This is a genomic window from Curtobacterium sp. ISL-83 (assembly GCF_018613895.1).
GTDB lineage: Bacteria > Actinomycetota > Actinomycetes > Actinomycetales > Microbacteriaceae > Curtobacterium.
In genome coordinates this window covers 1-14,697 of record NZ_JAGGPH010000009.1, presented here as the reverse complement: position 1 = coordinate 14,697, position 14,697 = coordinate 1, and the positions used below count along the sequence as shown (strand labels likewise).

Below are 14,697 nucleotides of genomic sequence, written 5' to 3'. Positions count from 1 at the left end.
AGACTCCGGGAGTACAACGACACCGACGTCGGGCGGGGACTGCGGCGTCACCACAGGCGCGGCGGGTCGGTCAGGCGGGACGGCCAGGCGTGTCCGGACAACGGAGGTGACGCCGTGCAGGAACACGATCTGCTCGCGACGTCGTGGACCTGGGCGGGCGACGAGCCCCTCCGGGAGCGCGTGGCGGCCGTCGGTGCCGCGGGGTTCGCCGGGCTGTCGATGTCGCTCGACGACCTGCACGAGGTCCGGGCGACGATCGGGTTCAGCGTCCTGCGCCGGATGCTCGACGACGCAGGCATCGTGTGGGTCCAGGTCGGGCCGCTCGACCACTGGTGGACGTGCACGAGTCACACGACCGACGACCTCGCGGATCACGGCGTGGTGCTGGAGGCCGCCGCCAGCCTGAGCGCCTGGCAGGTCATCGTCCGGGCCGACAGCACGCTGCCCGGGATCTCTCCCGCGGCGATGGTGGACGACTGGAACCGGCTGGCCACCCAGGCGGCGTCGGTGGGTGCCGGGCTCGTCCTCGAACCGGAACCGTGGTCGAACCTGCCGACGATCGAGCGTGCAGCGCGGTTCGTCGCCGCCGCGGGCCACCCGAACGGCGGCCTCCTCCTCGACGCGATGCACGTCCTGCGCAGCGGGTCCACCCTCGCGTCCGTCCGCCAGGGTGTGGTTCCGTCCGCGCTCGCGGCGGTCGAACTGAGCGACGGACTGCTGCACACCCCCGCCGGCATGACCCTGGCGGAGGAAGCGCGGACCGCCCGGTACCTGCCGGGGGCCGGAGCCTGGGACCTGCCCGGGTTGATCCGGGTCGTCCGCGAACTCGGCTTCGACGAGCCGTGGGGTGTCGAGGTCCGGACTCCGGCACACCGGGCGAGGCCGATCCGCGACGCCCTCCGGACGGCCGCGGCCGCGACCCGTGCCGTGCTGGACGCGGCGGATGCCTACGGCGGCCCGGCGGCGCCCGCGATGCCGACCACCCTGGCACCGACGTCCGCCGTCGACTTCGAGCCGCACCACAGCGCACGTCGACGCGACGCCGGCACAGGGGCTCCGGCGTAGCGTCCCCGGCATGAGCGACAACGCAGCACACGACGACGAGCTCCTCCGACGGTCGCAGGAGTCCATCGACGAGGCGAAGGCCGCGGCCGCCGAGGTCCGACAGCCCGAGGAGGACGAACTGATCGACGAGGACCTGCCCGTGGCCGACGGTGGAGCAGCGGCGGACGGCCCGGCACCCGCGCCGTGATCGATCAGCGACTCCGTCAGAGACCCTGACCGACGGGCCGACTGACCGACCGACCGACAGCCTCACGGCCCCACCGGCCGACGGCCCCGTCCGGACCGCCGGCGCGGTGATGGGTTCCCGTCACTCGTCGGCGGCGTCGACCAGGAAGTCCGCGTACGTGGTCTCGTGCTCGGCGACGGAAGCGACAGCGACAGCGGCCGCGGCGTCTGCTGCGTCCGGTGATCGCCTGGTCCGGATCGCCGCCCGTTCCCGAGCGGTGAACGGCGGCAGGTACGTGCTCTCGGTCATCCCGGGTCCCCTCGTCCCGGTGACCGTAACAGGCGCACGGGGTCCCGCGCAGCCGTCCCCAGTGAACGTCCTCTCCGTCGGCAGCACCGGGGACGTCCGGTCGCCGGGACCGGGGGCGCCCGACGGGTCTGGTCAGCCCTCCCGGACGACGTCCTCCGGGTCCTTGTCGGCCCGCCATCCACGCCAGGACGGTTGCCGCAGACGCCCGTCGCCGGTCCACTCGGCGAACTCCACTTCACCGACACGCTTCGGCGTCACCCACCGTGCATCGCGCGCGTCCGGGCGCGGCACGTCGACGAAGGGCGAGGTCGCCCGCTCCAGCGCGCCGAGCACCTCGGCGATCTCGTCGAGGTCACGGTCACGGAACCCGGTCCCGACCTTCCCCACGTACTCGAGCCCGTCCGGACCGGGCACGCCGAGCAGGAGCGACCCGATCCCGCCGGCCCGTCGACCGGCCCCGGGCTTCCAGCCGCCGACCACGACCTCCTGGGTCGAGTGGTGCTTGCGCTTCAACCAGTTCTCGGACCGGCGACCCTCGACGTAGTGCGAGGACCGCTTCTTCGCGACGACGCCTTCGAGGCCCTGCTCCTTCGACTCCGCCATGGCTGCATCGAGATCACCGGTGACGGCATCGGGCACGTCGACCACACCGCCGGCGTCGATCACGGTCGACAGCGCTTCACGTCGCGCGTCGTAGCCCAGGTGGGTGAGGTCGTGCCCGTCCGCTTCGAGCACGTCGAACAGCACGAGACGGACCGGCGTGGACCCCCGCGCGGCGTCCACCTCACGCTTCCGCGTGAGTCCCATCCGGTTCTGCAGGAGCTGGAAGGACGGTCGCCCCCGGTCGTCGAGGGCCACGATCTCACCGTCGAAGACCCCGTCGACCCCGGCACGCGTGCCGAGTTCCTGCAGCTCCGGGTACTGGTCGGTGAGGTCGTTGTCGTTCCGGCTGCGCAACGTGACCGCACCGTCGTGCACCGTGGCCAGCGCGCGGATCCCGTCCCACTTCATCTCGAACGCCCACTCGGCGGGGTCCAGGTGCGGATCGTCCTTGGGCAGGCTCGCCAGCATCGCTCGTCGCTCCGACGGCGGTGTCTCGGACGGGGCCGCTCGGTCGATCCGCCGCTGGCCGTCCTGCGACACATGGCCCGTCCCCCGCGGAGCGGTGTGCGCATCCGAACCGGGCGAACTGGTCGCTCCCGCGCCCGCGCCCGTGCCGTCGGCCAGACGGTCCGGTTGCTCCTTGGTGCGGTGGATGAGCCAGTTCTTCTCGTCCCCGTCGCGGCCGCGTCCCCGCCCCCTGGTGTGCAGGAGCGCGAGCCGGCGAGCGCCGCCCGTCCGGCCGTGCAGGGTCACGATGACCTCTTCGCCCTCGCGCCACTTCTCGAGCTGGTAGGTGCCGTCGTCCCAGATCGTGACGGTCCCGCCGCCGTACTCGTCGTGCGGGATGATCCCCTCGAACGAGCCGTACTCGAGCGGGTGGTCCTCGGTCTGCACCGCCAGGTGGTTCTTCCCCGGGTCCGTCGGCTCGCCCTTCGGCAGCGCCCAGCTGACCAGGACGCCCTCGTGCTCCAGGCGGAAGTCGTAGTGGTCCCGGGTGGCGTGGTGCTCCTGGATCACGAACGTCGGTGTCCCGTCCTTCCGGACGCTCGGCGGGCCCTCGGGGACCGGCTCGGGGGTCTTCGAGGCATCGCGCTTCGCGCGGTACGTCGCCAGTCGGTCGTCGCTGGCGCGGTTCGCGTCTGCGGTCCGGTCGCTGTCCCAGTGACCGGAGTCGTCCCTCCCGACCGACAACGAGGCGGACGCGACCGGGTGCAGGAGGTCGCCGTGCGCCTCCAGGCGTTCCAGCACCTCGTCCAGCGTCAGCTGGGCGAGCCCGCGCTCCTGCAACTCGTCCCAGCTGCGGGGCGCTGCCACGGTCGGACGCTCGCGGCCACGGAGTGAGTACGGCGCGATCGTCGTCTTGTTGCCGTTGTTCTGCGACCAGTCGACGAAGACCTTGCCGGTGCGTTCGGCACGGCTCATCGAGGACAGCACCAGGTCCGGGAGGTCCTGCTCGAGCGCCTTCGCGAGCTCGTGTGCGACCTCGGACACGTGGGTGGTCGTCGCGCGCCCGTCGAGCGCGGCGTAGAGGTGGATGCCCTTCGACCCCGACGTGACCGGGTACGGCTCGAGCCCCATCCCGTGCAGGATCTCCCGCGCGGCCACCGCCACCTCGACGCACTCCGGCAGACCCACGCCGTCGCCCGGGTCGAGGTCGAGGACGAGCCGGTCGGGGTTCAGCTGCGCGCCCCGTGGTCCGAACCGCCACTGCGGTACGTGCAGTTCCAACGCCGCCTGCTGCGCCATCCAGACGAGCGTCGGCAGGTCGTCGACGATCGGGTACTCGTTGTCGTGCTCGGAGTGGTGGATCGTGTGGTGCCGGACCCAGTCGGGCGCGGAGTCGGGCAGGTTCTTCTCGAAGAACACCTTGCCGTCGACACCGTTCGCCCAGCGCTTCCGCGTCACCGGTCGGTCCTTGACGTGCGGGATCATCCACGGCGCGACTCGCTCGTAGTACTCGATGACCCGGCCCTTGGTCGTGCCGGTCTCCGGGTACAGCACCTTGTCGGTGTTCGTGAGCGCCAGACGTCGGTCGCCGACGAGCACGACGGTCTTGCGCGCGGCGGGACTCACACCGCCACCCCGGTCGCTCCCGCCACCGTCAGGGTGGTCCCAGACGTGTACGACGACTCCGGCCCGGCCAGGTACACGTAGGCGCTCCCGAGTTCGACGGGCTGGGCCGGCCGGCCGAACGGGGTGTCCTGGCCGTAGCGGGCGATCTCGTCCCCCGGGTAGCTGATCGGCTGCAGCGGGGTCCAGACCGGGCCCGGGACGACCGTGTTCGCGCGGATCCCCTTCGCAACGAGCTGGCGGGCGAGCCCGTTCGTGTAGGTGATGATCGCCGACTTCGTCGCCGCGTAGTCGATCATCCGGTCCTGCGGCTGGTACGCCGACACCGAGCTGGTGGTCACGATCGTGCTCCCCGGCGCCATGTGCGGCACCGCGGCCCGGACCAGCCAGAACAGGGAGTACAGGTTGACCTTCATCGTGCGGTCGAAGTCCTCGGTCGACTGCTGGGTGATGTCCTCGTGCACCTGCTGGTGGCCGGCGACGAGGACGAGCGAGTCGAGTCCCCCGAGCCTGCTCACGGCGTCGCGGACGAGTTCGTCGCAGAACCCCTCGTCGGTCAGGTCGCCGGGCAGCAGCACCGCGTTCCGGCCGAGGTCCCCGATGATGTCGCGGACGGCTTCCAGGTCGTCGAGTTCTTCCGGCAGGGCGTTGAGCGCCACGTCCGCGCCCTCCTTCGCCATCGCGATCGCCGCCGCGCGCCCGATGCCCGAGTCCGCCCCGGTGACGAGGACCCGGTACCCGGGCATCCGGCCCGTGCCGAGGTAGCTCGTCTCGCCGTGGTCCGGTTGCGGATCCATGGCGCTGGCCAGCCCCGACCCCTGCTGCGTCTGCGCGGGGAAGGGCGGGCGTGCGAACTGGTCGCGGGGGTCCTGCTTGTCCAGCTGGCTCATGCGCCCATCGTGCTCGTGCGCGATGCAGAGCGCTCCCGGTCTGCGGGATCTGTGGAAAACACACCGGCTCCGGACGTTCCTGTGCACACCCGGGCATCATGAGCGCATGAGGTCGATCTGGAAGGGTTCCATCGCGTTCGGGTTGGTCAACGTACCGATCAAGGTCTACGCGGCCACCGAGACGCACGACGTGTCCCTGCACCAGGTCCACGACGAGGACAAGGGCCGCATCCGGTACAAGCGCGTGTGCGAGTTCGGGCACGAGGTCGAGTACGGCGACATCCAGCGCGCGTACGACGACGGCGACAAGACGGTGATCCTGACCGCCGACGACTTCAAGCAGCTCCCCGAGGAGCAGTCCCACGAGATCGAGGTCCTGGAGTTCGTCCCCGTCGAGCAGGTCGACCCGATGATGTTCGAGAAGACCTACTACCTCGAACCCGACTCGCGCTCCCCCAAGGCCTACGTCCTGCTCCGGGAGACCCTGTCGAAGACGGACCGGCTCGCCGTCGTGCAGTTCACCCTCCGGCAGAAGACACGGCTCGGTGTGCTCCGCGTCCACGACGACGTGATCCTGCTGCAGGGACTGCTGTGGGGCGACGAGGTGCGTGCCGCGGACTTCACGGCCCTCGACACGTCCGTGAAGGTGAGCGCCACCGAGTTGAAGATGTCGTCGTCGCTCGTGGACAGCATGTCGACGGACTTCGATCCGGACCGCTACACCGACGCGTACCAGCAGGAACTGCAGCAGCTCATCGACGCGAAGCTCGAGGCCGGGGACGACGTCGACACGTCGCAGACCTTCGGTGACCGCGAGGCGGAGGACGACGACCAGGGCGGCGACGTCATCGACCTGATGGCTGCGCTCCGCGCGTCGGTGGACAAGAACCGGACCTCGCGGTCCTCCTCCCGGTCTGGAGGCACGGGGTCGCGTTCGTCGTCCACCGCGCGGTCGTCATCGGGTTCCGCTGGCGACGACGCGGCGTCGGGTCGGTCTCAGGCGGCGGCCACGACCACGGACGAGGAGACGCCGGCGAAGACGCCTGCGAAGAAGGCGCCTGCGAAGAAGACCCCCGCCCAGAAGGCCCCGGCCAAGAAGCCCGCGGCGAAGAAGCGCGCCAGCTAGCGGGGCTCCTCCTCGTTCCGCTGGCGTCGGCGGAGCGTCGACGGGAGCGACACCCAGAGCGCCGCCGTCCCCACGAACACGGCGACCCCGCCGACGATCCCGCCCACGTCCCCGATGACGACGTCGAACACGAGCAGGACCGTGCCCGCGAACAGCAGCGCACTGGCCGTGAGGGCCGCCAGCAGGATCACGTTCCCGACCCGCACCAGTTCGTGCTTCTGTCGGTGCTGGAACACCAGCCGGTGCGTCGCGACCGCCGACAGCGCGGTGATGGTCACGAGGACGGCGAGCACCACCAGCACGAGGTAGAGCGCCTTCTGACCGCCGGTGAGCGTGGTGAACCGCTGTTGGAACGGCAGCGTGAGCAGGAACCCCGCCAGGATCTGCGTCCCGGTCTGCACGATCCGCAGCTCCTGCTGGATGTCGGTCCAGTTGCGGTCGGAGCGCTCGGTCGCTGTCTCGTGCCGTCCTCGCTCGGTGCCGTCGGTGTCGCTCATGCGCCGAACCTACCGAGCGCCGCCCCACCCCGCTTCCATTCCTCGAGGGCACCGATATTGTGGATTCTGGAACAGGAGTGGGGGCATCGCGATGGTCAGTCAGCGGGTGAGGATGATGGTCACGGTGAAAGCGGCCCCAGAGCCGTCGCGGTCGTACATCGACACCGTGTGTGTCGCCGGGGTGAGGGTCGACGGGGACGTGCGCGAGTGGGTCCGCCTCTATCCCGTGCCCTTTCGCCATCTGTCGACCGCGCAGCAGTTTGCGAAGTACGACATCATCGAGGTCGACACGCTCCCGGCGAAGAACGATTCACGATCGGAGAGCAGGCGACCAATCTGGGAGAGCCTCGACGTCGTCGCACACGTGGGAGCCAAGGCAGCCAGGGATCTCGTCCTGAGCGAGCTTCCAGCGGTGACCATGTGCGACCTCCTCGACGGAGTACGAGCCCACATGGACGCCCAGTCGCTGGGCATCGTCACGGTGCGCGAACTCCGCGGCTTCATGGTCTCGAAACACCCCGGATGGTCTTCAGCGCAGCAGCAAGCCATCCAGGACGCGATTCATCAGCCCGCACTGTTCGGAGAGCCACCGCAGCCGGTCGCCCCGCTCGAAGCCCCCCGGTTCGTCGTCAAGATCAGGTACCTCTGCGCAGCGCTGAGTTGCAGGGGGCACCAGCCGACGTTGCTGGACTTCGAACTCGCTGCTCTTCAACACCGCGGGCGGTTCTCTTCGGACGAAGCGCTCAGGACGCTGATCCTCAAGAAGTTCCGTGACGAGCAGTTCCACGAGGGACTGCGGACATCCCTGTACGTCGGCAACATCGCCGATCCCCCGAAGCGCAAGAGCTTTTCAGCCCTCGGCATCCATCACGTCCCCCGCGGTTCTGATTGGGGGTCGACACTCTTCTGACTCAGCCGACGAGAGCGAGGGACGGACTCCGGAGAGCTTCGAGGACGAGCTCACGGTGACAGTGGGGTTCATCGGCCTCGAAGCAGAGGAGCGCAACGCGTTGGTGCTCGTTCAGCGCTCGGATCTGGTCCAGTGCATCTTGCGCGGGGCGCGTCTCCAGGAGCGTCCGGTACGCGTCGCGACATGACCGAGCTTCGGGTCCGACAACTGTTGCGAAACCATCCCTGTTCGCCTTCGGGTTACCGAGCGAACGGAGGTGGCTGTAGTCGATCCCCGCTGCCTCGAGACCCTCTCGCAACGCGGTCTTGGAGAGGCCTCGCTTGCGCGATATGGGATTGAGCCGGACGTCTACGACGTGAGTGACCCCACGGAGCCGCAGCCGGTCGATCAACCCTGGGAGGTCTAATCCCTCGTAGCCGATCCCGATGGGCCCTTGCGCTGTCATCAGACCAGTCAAGCACGGGCGAAGGAACGACACGAGCCGGTAACACGCGTCGGCGACACTGGGCGCATGACTCCAGAAGAGCCTGGAGCCGCACCCGCGCCACGAGCGCTCAGCGGCCCGCCCGTCACCGTGTCCATCACCCGCCTGGTCGAACCCGACCGCATCCCCGACGCCACCTGCTGGGTGCAGTCCGGCGTGAACCTGGCGAACCGCTACCCCGGCTTCCTCGGTTCGGGGTGGGTCCGCTCGCACGCCACGAGCCGGGAGTGGCACATGCTCTACCGGTTCGCCGACCACGACTCGCTCGCGACGTGGGAGAACTCGGACGACCGGCTCCGGTGGCTCGACGTCGGCCGGGACCTCGTCGTGGAGTCCCGGGTCGAGAAGCGGACGGGGATCGAGGGTTGGTTCGACGCCCCGGCCGACACCCCCGCGTCGAGTGCGCCGCCGCGGTGGAAGCAGGCGGTGAGCATCTGGCTCGGGTTCTTCCCGGTGAACCTGGTCTTCACGATCCTCGTCGGGATCTTCGTCCCGTCGTTCGGGCACCTGTCAGCGCTGCCGCGGGTGTTCATCACGACCGTCGTGCTCACCCCGATCATGACGTTCTGGGTGCTCCCGTTCGTCACCCGGCTGATCCGCCCCTGGCTCCTCGCGCCCGGTAAGCCCTGACACGGTCCCGGAACGCCCCCGTCTCGGCGAAACGCCCCCGTCTCGACGAGACGCCCCCGTCCTCGTGGCCGCCCGGTCCCGGCGAGACGCCCCCGTTGCCCGCGAAGCGCCCCGTCCCGCTCGAGACGCCGCGGCTTTTCGCGGCGTCTCACGGGCCCCGCCGTGTCTCGGGCAGACGGGGGCGTCTCGCACCCGGCACCCGCCCGCCCTGCCCGACCCCGCTGCCTACGGCGTCCCGAGTACGGACAACTGGTCGAGCCGCTCGAGGATCACGCCCTCGCGCAGCGCCCACGGGCAGATCTCGAGCGACGGCAGGTCGAAGATGTCCAGGCACGCCTCGGCGACGAGCGCCCCCGGCACGACCTGGTGCGCGCGGCTCGCGGACACCCCGGGCAGCTCGGCGAGTTCCTCCACGGACATCGTCAGCAGCGACGGAAGCTTCCGACGGAGCACCGCCCCGTCGAGCGACCGCGGCACGAGCGGCCCCGCAGCAGAGGGAGCCGATCCGCAGATCCGAGCGATCGAGCGGAACGTCTTCGAGGTCGCGACCGCACGGTCCGGACGCCCCGACCGCAGGAGCAGCCCGGCGTCCCGCGCGATCTCGACCCGGATCTCGTGGCGGATCCGGCGGACGTCGTCCTCGGTCGGGGTCCCGGACGCGAAGTACGTCCGGGCGAGCCGCGCCGCCCCGATCGGCATCGACCAGGCCACGTCCGGCGCTTCGTCCGCACCACCGGCGATCTCGAGCGACCCTCCGCCGATGTCGAACACCGCGAGCCGCCCCGCGGACCACCCGAACCACCGTCGTACCGCCAGGAAGGTGAGTCGGGCCTCGTCCTCGCCGGAGAGGACGGCGAGCTCGACCCCGGTGGCGGCCTCGACGTGTGCGAGGACGGCGTCCGAGTTCACCGCGTCGCGGACGGCCGAGGTCGCGAAGCCGAGCATGTCCTCGCACCCGCGCTCCTCGGCGACGCGGACCGACTCCGCGACGAACGTCGTGAGTGCGTCGACCCCCTCGTCGGTCACGGCGCCGGACTCGTCGAGGTGCTCGGCCAACCGGAGCGCCTGCTTGAACGAGGACGCCGGCAGCGGTGCCGCGCCGCCGTGGGCGTCGACCACCAGCAGGTGGCCGGTGTTGGACCCGATGTCGAGGACTCCTACGCGCACGGCACCACGCTAGCGCCCCGGGTCACGCCGGTTCGGAACGGACGACGGCCTGAGCCCACGCCGCCGGTTCCCGACCGTCGCGCCAGCGGCGGGCGGGCCGTGCCGGTGGGAGAGGCGCGCTCACGCCCGCAGGAACGCCTCGAGTTCGGACGGGGTCGGGTAGGACGCCTGCGCGCCCGGCTTCGTCGCGGCGTACGCCCCGACACCGATGGCGAACCGAGCGGCCTCCACCAGGGAGTCGCCGGCTGCCAGACGGAGCGCCACCGCTCCCATGAACGCGTCACCGCAGCCCGTGGTGTCCACGGCCTGCACGGGCACGGCGTCGATCGACACCGGGTCGGCGTCGCCGTCGTGGACGACGCAGCCGTCCCCGCCCCGGGTCACGACGGAGCGCCGCACCCCGTGCTCGCCGAGGGCGGCGGCCTCGTGCTCGTTCAGCAGCAGCACGTCGGTCAGGTCGAGCAGCTCCGACGGCACGGCCCCGAACGGCGACAGGTTCGTCAGCACCGTCACGCCGGCCGTACGGGCGGCACGGGCGGCGGCGAGCACGACGTCGATCGAGACCTCGAGGCAGAGCCCGAGCACCCCGGCACCGTCGAAGGCGTCCGCGGGGACGTCGTCCGGCGTCAGCGTGCCGTTCGCTCCGGCGGAGATCACGATGGTGTTCTCGCCGGCCCCGTCCACCGTGATGACCGCGGTGCCGGTGGCGGTGCCCTGCCGGACGGCCACGTGCGTGGTGTCGACCCCGGCGGCCGCGACGGAGTCGCGGAGCAGCGCCCCGTTCCCGTCGTCGCCGACCGCACCGATCATTCGGACGGTTCCCCCGAGCCTCCCGGCTGCCACCGCCTGGTTGGCGGACTTGCCGCCGGGCAGGATGGCGAGGTCCGACCCCTGGAGGGTCTCACCGGGCTTCGGGAAGCGCTCGGTGCGGACCACCAGGTCCGCGTTGAGGCTGCCGACGACGACGATGCCGGTCATGCGGCGGCTCCTGTCTCGGCCGAGGCCGGGCGCGGGATGAGGAAGGACGTGGCCAGGGCCGCACAGGTGATCACGGCACCGAGCAGCATGCCACCGGAGTAGCCGCCGGTCCCCGCGGACCCGCCGGTGCCGAGCGCGATCTGCAGCGCGGGCAGCACCGCGAAGCTGATGCCGGCACCGAGGTTGAACGCGCCCGCGTTGAGGCCCGGCAGGAAGCCCGGGTTCGAAGCCGGCGACAGGACGATGCCCAGGCCGTTCAGGATGATGTTCGCGATGCCGGCGTAGGTGATGCCGATCAGGACGGTCGCGGCGATGAGCACGGGCAGCGAGTGGACACCCACGATCGCCATCACGAGCGTGGCGACGATGCTGCCGACCAGACCGACGCGCAGGACGGCGCGGTAGCCGAGCGTCGGGGCGAGTCGGCCGGCGAACGGTCCGACGATCCAGCCGACCAGCGCGTACGGCGTCAGGAACGCGAGCGAGGCGAGGTCGGGTTCCATCCCGAAGCCGACCTCGTGGTTCTGCGCGAGACTCGTGACGAGGCCGTTGACGACCGCGAACACGCCGGTCATCGTCAGCAGCGTCGCGAGGAGCAGCGCCCACGTCGCCCGGCGCTTGAGGAACCGGGTCTCGACCAGGGGCTCTCGGACCCGCGACTCGACGGCCCAGAACACCGCGAAGGCCGCCAGCGCGACGACGATGCCGCCGATCACGACCACGGGGTTGGCGGCGCCGAGCTTGCCGGCTTCGTTGCAGGCGGTGAGCAGCGCGCCGACGCTGATGACGAGCGGGACGACGCCGAGCCAGTCCATCCGGGTGCCCTCGGACGGCCGCGACTCCACACCCCACACGGCGACGAGCACCGCGGCGATGACCGTGACGAGCGCGATCACCCAGAAGATGCCGCGGAACCCGAAGTTCGTCGCGATCCAGCCCCCGGCGAGCGCATCGACACCGGCGATGCCGCCGTTGACCGCGGTGAGCAGCCCGAGGGCCGCGCCGTACCGCTTTGGGTCGGCGATCTCGTTGCGCAGGATGAGCAGGCAGACCGGGACGACCGGGCCCGTGACGCCCTGGATGATCCGGCCGGCGAACAGCATCGGCACGTTCACCGCGAGGGCCGCCACGACGCTGCCGACGAGCATCACCGCGAGCATGCCGAGCAGCACCCGCTTGCGTCCGACGATGTCGGACAGGCGCGGGAGGAACAGGGAGAACAGCGCTGCGAGGGTGAAGAACAGCGTCTGGGAGAGGCCGATCGTCGCGTCGTCCGTGTGGAGTTCACGCGCCATCGTGACGAGGGCGGGGCTGAGCATGCTCGCGTTCAGCTGGAACGCGATGCACGCCGCCAGGAGCGCGGCGGTGAGGGCGCCGATCGACTTGCGGGACATCGTCGACGTCGTCGTCGAGGTGGTGGTCATGGTGGGTCAGGCCTCCGGGGTGACGGTGTGTTCGTTGATGGCGACCGCGTCCGCTGCGGCACGCGGGGTCCAGCCGGTGTCGGGGGTCTCGCCGATGCGCTCGAGGGCGTCGACGACCAGGTCCCAGAACCGGGCGTGGTCGAGTTCCATCGCGGCGCTCGTCCTGCAGTCCTCCGGGGCCGGGGCACGGAAGTCGGCGACGGTCATCCCGAGGGTCAGGGTGCCCTGCGTCTCGATCGAGATCGGCACCTTCACGGCACGCACGATCGTCGGGTCGATGACGTAGGCGACGGCGCACGGGTCGTGGACGGGCGGGGAGTCGAAGCCCTGCGCGTCCTTGTACGTCTGGCCGAAGAAGTCGAGCAGCTCGCCGACGAAGGCAGCAGGAGCGGTACCGACGGCGGCGATGCGCGCGGCGACCTCGGGGGTGGCGAGTGCCTGGTGCGTGAGGTCGAGGCCGACCATCACGACCTCCCAACCGGCGCTGAAGACGATCGAGGCGGCCTCGGGGTCGATCACGATGTTGAACTCGGCGACGGGGCTCCAGTTGCCGACGTGGACACCACCGCCCATCAGCACGACCTGCTTGACGCGCTCGATGATCTGCGGTTCCTTCCGGGCGGCCAGCGCGATGTTCGTCAGACCGCCGGTCGGCACGAGGGTGACGGTGCCGGGCTCGTGCGCCATCACGGTGTCGATGATCAGGTCGACGGCGTGCCGCTCGTCCAGCGCGAACGCGGGCTCGGGGAGCATCGGGCCGTCGAGGCCGCTCTCGCCGTGGATGTCGGGGGCCACCTCGATCTCGCGGAGCAGCGGGCGGTCGGCACCGGCGGCGAACGGCACACCGGTGATCCCGGCGATCCGGGCGACGGCGAGCGCGTTCCGGGTGACCTTCGGCAGCGTCTGGTTACCGACGACGGTGGTCACGGCGAGGAGTTCGATGTCGGGGCTGCCGTGCGCCAACAGGAGGGCCACGGCGTCGTCGTGACCGGGGTCGCAGTCGAGGATGATCTTGTGCTTCGTTGCATCGGGCACCGGGGGCGCTCCACTTCTTCGGGGAATCGTTCTGCGGGACGTGAGTGCTCGACGCGGTGGGGATCCGCACCGACGGAGGATCAGTCCCGGGCGGCGCGTCAAGCGTTTGACATGGAACCACGTCAAGCGTTTGACGTCAAGTTCGGGAGGCTCGGTCGATAGCATCGGCAGGTGCCTTCCCCCGCTGCTCCCGGCCGCCGCGTGACCGCCGCCATGGTGGCCGAGCGCGCCGGCACCAGCATCGCCACGGTCTCCCTCGTCGTGAACGGCAAGGACCGCGGTCGGGTGTCCGTGCCGATCGCCACACGGGTGCGTGACGCCGTGGCGGAGCTCGGGTACGTCGTCGACCACGCCGCGAGCTCGCTCGCCCGCGGTAGCGGCGACCTGGTCGTCTTCATCGCTCCCGACCTGTCGAACCCCTTCTTCGCCGAGGTCATCCGCGGCGTGCGGGACACGTTGGGCGACCGGTTCCAACTCGTGCTGTCGGTCACCGAGCGCGGAGCGCAGCCCGATGCTGCGGACGTCCGGCGCTTCGAGCGGCTGCGTCCCGCCGGGATCCTCGTCGATGCCCCGGCCGCCGGCGAACCGATGAGCGCGAGCGTGCCGGTCGTGCTGCTCGACGCCCCGGACAGCCCCGCCGGCCCTGATGGTCCCGACGGCACACGCGGTCCCGACGGCACTGGTGGTTCAGCCGGCTCCGGTGGCTCAGCCGACTCCGTTGGCTCCGTCGGCCCGGACGGCTCCGACGCCGTCAACTACGACCTGTCGCCCGGGATCGACGACCTCGTCGCGCACCTCGCGGAACAGGGCCACCGGCGGGTCGGGTACCTTGACGGCACCTCGCGGGCGACGACGTTCCGGGTCCGCCGGGAGCTCTTCGAAGCGGCCTGCGACTCCGCCGGGATCGCGGTCTCGAACGTCACGGCCCGCGCTGACCTCACCGTGGAGGCGGCGGCGTCCGCGACCGAGCACGTCATCGAGGCCTGGCAGGACGACGAGGTCACGGCCGTCGTCGCCGCGGCCGACACCCTGGCGTACGGGGTGCTGCGGGTGGCCGGGTCGCTCGGCATCCGGGTCCCCGAGGAGCTCGCCGTCGCCGGGTTCGACGACCTGCCGTCGTCGTCCGTCACCGCGCCGGCGCTGACGAGCGTCGCACTGCCGGGAGCCGATCTCGGCCGGGCTGCGGCGCTGCACCTGCTCGCGAAGCTCGACGGGACGGCGGCGGAGCCGGTCGCCCTGCCCGCGAGGCTGGTCCGGCGGGCGAGTACCGGCGCCTGACGGCCCAGTCTGCGCGGTCGGGGGCACCGGGCCGCGGCCCGGTCGCGGGCTGCGCGGGGCCCGGG

Annotated in this window: 15 protein-coding genes; 6 read left to right on the top strand and 9 right to left on the bottom strand. The window is 71.0% G+C overall.

Annotated elements, in window-relative coordinates; all coding sequences use genetic code 11:
• Positions 1-114 precede the first annotated feature (114 nt).
• Both J7E22_RS08180 and J7E22_RS08175 read left to right on the top strand, forming a co-directional pair.
• Positions 115-1,065, top strand: a complete 951-nt coding sequence (locus J7E22_RS08180; protein ID WP_214980761.1) for a sugar phosphate isomerase/epimerase — start codon at positions 115-117, stop codon at positions 1,063-1,065.
• Positions 1,066-1,075: 10 nt separating this feature from the next.
• Entirely contained in the window at positions 1,076-1,252 is a 177-nt protein-coding gene (locus tag J7E22_RS08175) for a hypothetical protein (protein ID WP_214980759.1), read from the top strand.
• Between the two features lie 120 nt (positions 1,253-1,372).
• Here the strand turns inward: J7E22_RS08175 and J7E22_RS08170 are convergent, their stop codons facing one another.
• From J7E22_RS08170 to J7E22_RS08160, 3 genes are all read right to left on the bottom strand, one after another.
• Complete coding sequence (locus tag J7E22_RS08170) at positions 1,373-1,540, bottom strand: hypothetical protein (protein WP_214980757.1); 168 nt, start codon at positions 1,538-1,540, stop codon at positions 1,373-1,375.
• 132 nt (positions 1,541-1,672) lie between these two features.
• Entirely contained in the window at positions 1,673-4,216 is a 2,544-nt protein-coding gene (locus tag J7E22_RS08165) for an ATP-dependent DNA ligase (RefSeq protein WP_214980755.1), read from the bottom strand.
• Entirely contained in the window at positions 4,213-5,103 is an 891-nt protein-coding gene (locus tag J7E22_RS08160; protein WP_214980753.1) for an SDR family oxidoreductase, read from the bottom strand. The genes J7E22_RS08165 and J7E22_RS08160 overlap by 4 nt, the downstream gene beginning before the upstream one ends.
• Before the next feature lie 106 nt (positions 5,104-5,209).
• On the opposite strand from J7E22_RS08160, the gene J7E22_RS08155 reads away from it, so the two are divergent.
• Positions 5,210-6,229 carry a Ku protein gene (locus tag J7E22_RS08155; RefSeq protein ID WP_214980751.1) on the top strand — a complete coding sequence of 340 codons (1,020 nt, stop codon included), beginning with the start codon at positions 5,210-5,212 and terminating at the stop codon, positions 6,227-6,229.
• On the opposite strand, the gene J7E22_RS08150 is transcribed toward J7E22_RS08155, so the two are convergent.
• Positions 6,226-6,726: a DUF6328 family protein gene (locus J7E22_RS08150; RefSeq protein ID WP_214980744.1), complete on the bottom strand. Its 501-nt coding sequence runs from the start codon at positions 6,724-6,726 to the stop codon at positions 6,226-6,228. The genes J7E22_RS08155 and J7E22_RS08150 overlap by 4 nt on opposite strands.
• 91 nt (positions 6,727-6,817) lie before the next feature.
• Here J7E22_RS08150 and J7E22_RS08145 point away from each other — a divergent pair, with 91 nt between their 5' ends.
• Positions 6,818-7,636: a hypothetical protein gene (locus J7E22_RS08145; RefSeq protein ID WP_214980742.1), complete on the top strand. Its 819-nt coding sequence runs from the start codon at positions 6,818-6,820 to the stop codon at positions 7,634-7,636.
• Position 7,637: 1 nt separating this feature from the next.
• Here the strand turns inward: J7E22_RS08145 and J7E22_RS18410 are convergent, their stop codons facing one another.
• Positions 7,638-8,081 (bottom strand): DUF488 domain-containing protein, encoded by a 444-nt coding sequence (locus J7E22_RS18410; RefSeq protein WP_214980740.1) that lies wholly within the window; start codon positions 8,079-8,081, stop codon positions 7,638-7,640.
• Between the two features lie 66 nt (positions 8,082-8,147).
• On the opposite strand from J7E22_RS18410, the gene J7E22_RS08135 reads away from it, so the two are divergent.
• On the top strand, positions 8,148-8,750 hold the full coding sequence (locus J7E22_RS08135; protein ID WP_214980739.1) for an antibiotic biosynthesis monooxygenase: 603 nt from the start codon (positions 8,148-8,150) through the stop codon (positions 8,748-8,750).
• 225 nt (positions 8,751-8,975) lie between these two features.
• Here the strand turns inward: J7E22_RS08135 and J7E22_RS08130 are convergent, their stop codons facing one another.
• The 4 genes from J7E22_RS08130 to J7E22_RS08115 form a co-directional block, all read right to left on the bottom strand.
• Positions 8,976-9,917: a Ppx/GppA phosphatase family protein gene (locus J7E22_RS08130; protein WP_214980737.1), complete on the bottom strand. Its 942-nt coding sequence runs from the start codon at positions 9,915-9,917 to the stop codon at positions 8,976-8,978.
• A 120-nt stretch (positions 9,918-10,037) separates the two neighbouring features.
• On the bottom strand, positions 10,038-10,895 hold the full coding sequence (locus J7E22_RS08125) for a ribokinase (RefSeq protein ID WP_214980735.1): 858 nt from the start codon (positions 10,893-10,895) through the stop codon (positions 10,038-10,040).
• A complete protein-coding gene (locus J7E22_RS08120) occupies positions 10,892-12,319 on the bottom strand; it encodes an MFS transporter (protein WP_214980733.1) in 1,428 nt (475 codons plus the stop codon). Before J7E22_RS08120 ends, J7E22_RS08125 begins: the two co-directional genes overlap by 4 nt.
• 6 nt (positions 12,320-12,325) lie before the next feature.
• Positions 12,326-13,354: a nucleoside hydrolase gene (locus tag J7E22_RS08115; protein ID WP_214980731.1), complete on the bottom strand. Its 1,029-nt coding sequence runs from the start codon at positions 13,352-13,354 to the stop codon at positions 12,326-12,328.
• Between the two features lie 171 nt (positions 13,355-13,525).
• On the opposite strand from J7E22_RS08115, the gene J7E22_RS08110 reads away from it, so the two are divergent.
• Positions 13,526-14,632: a LacI family DNA-binding transcriptional regulator gene (locus J7E22_RS08110; protein ID WP_308159183.1), complete on the top strand. Its 1,107-nt coding sequence runs from the start codon at positions 13,526-13,528 to the stop codon at positions 14,630-14,632.
• The last annotated feature ends 65 nt before the right edge of the window (positions 14,633-14,697 follow it).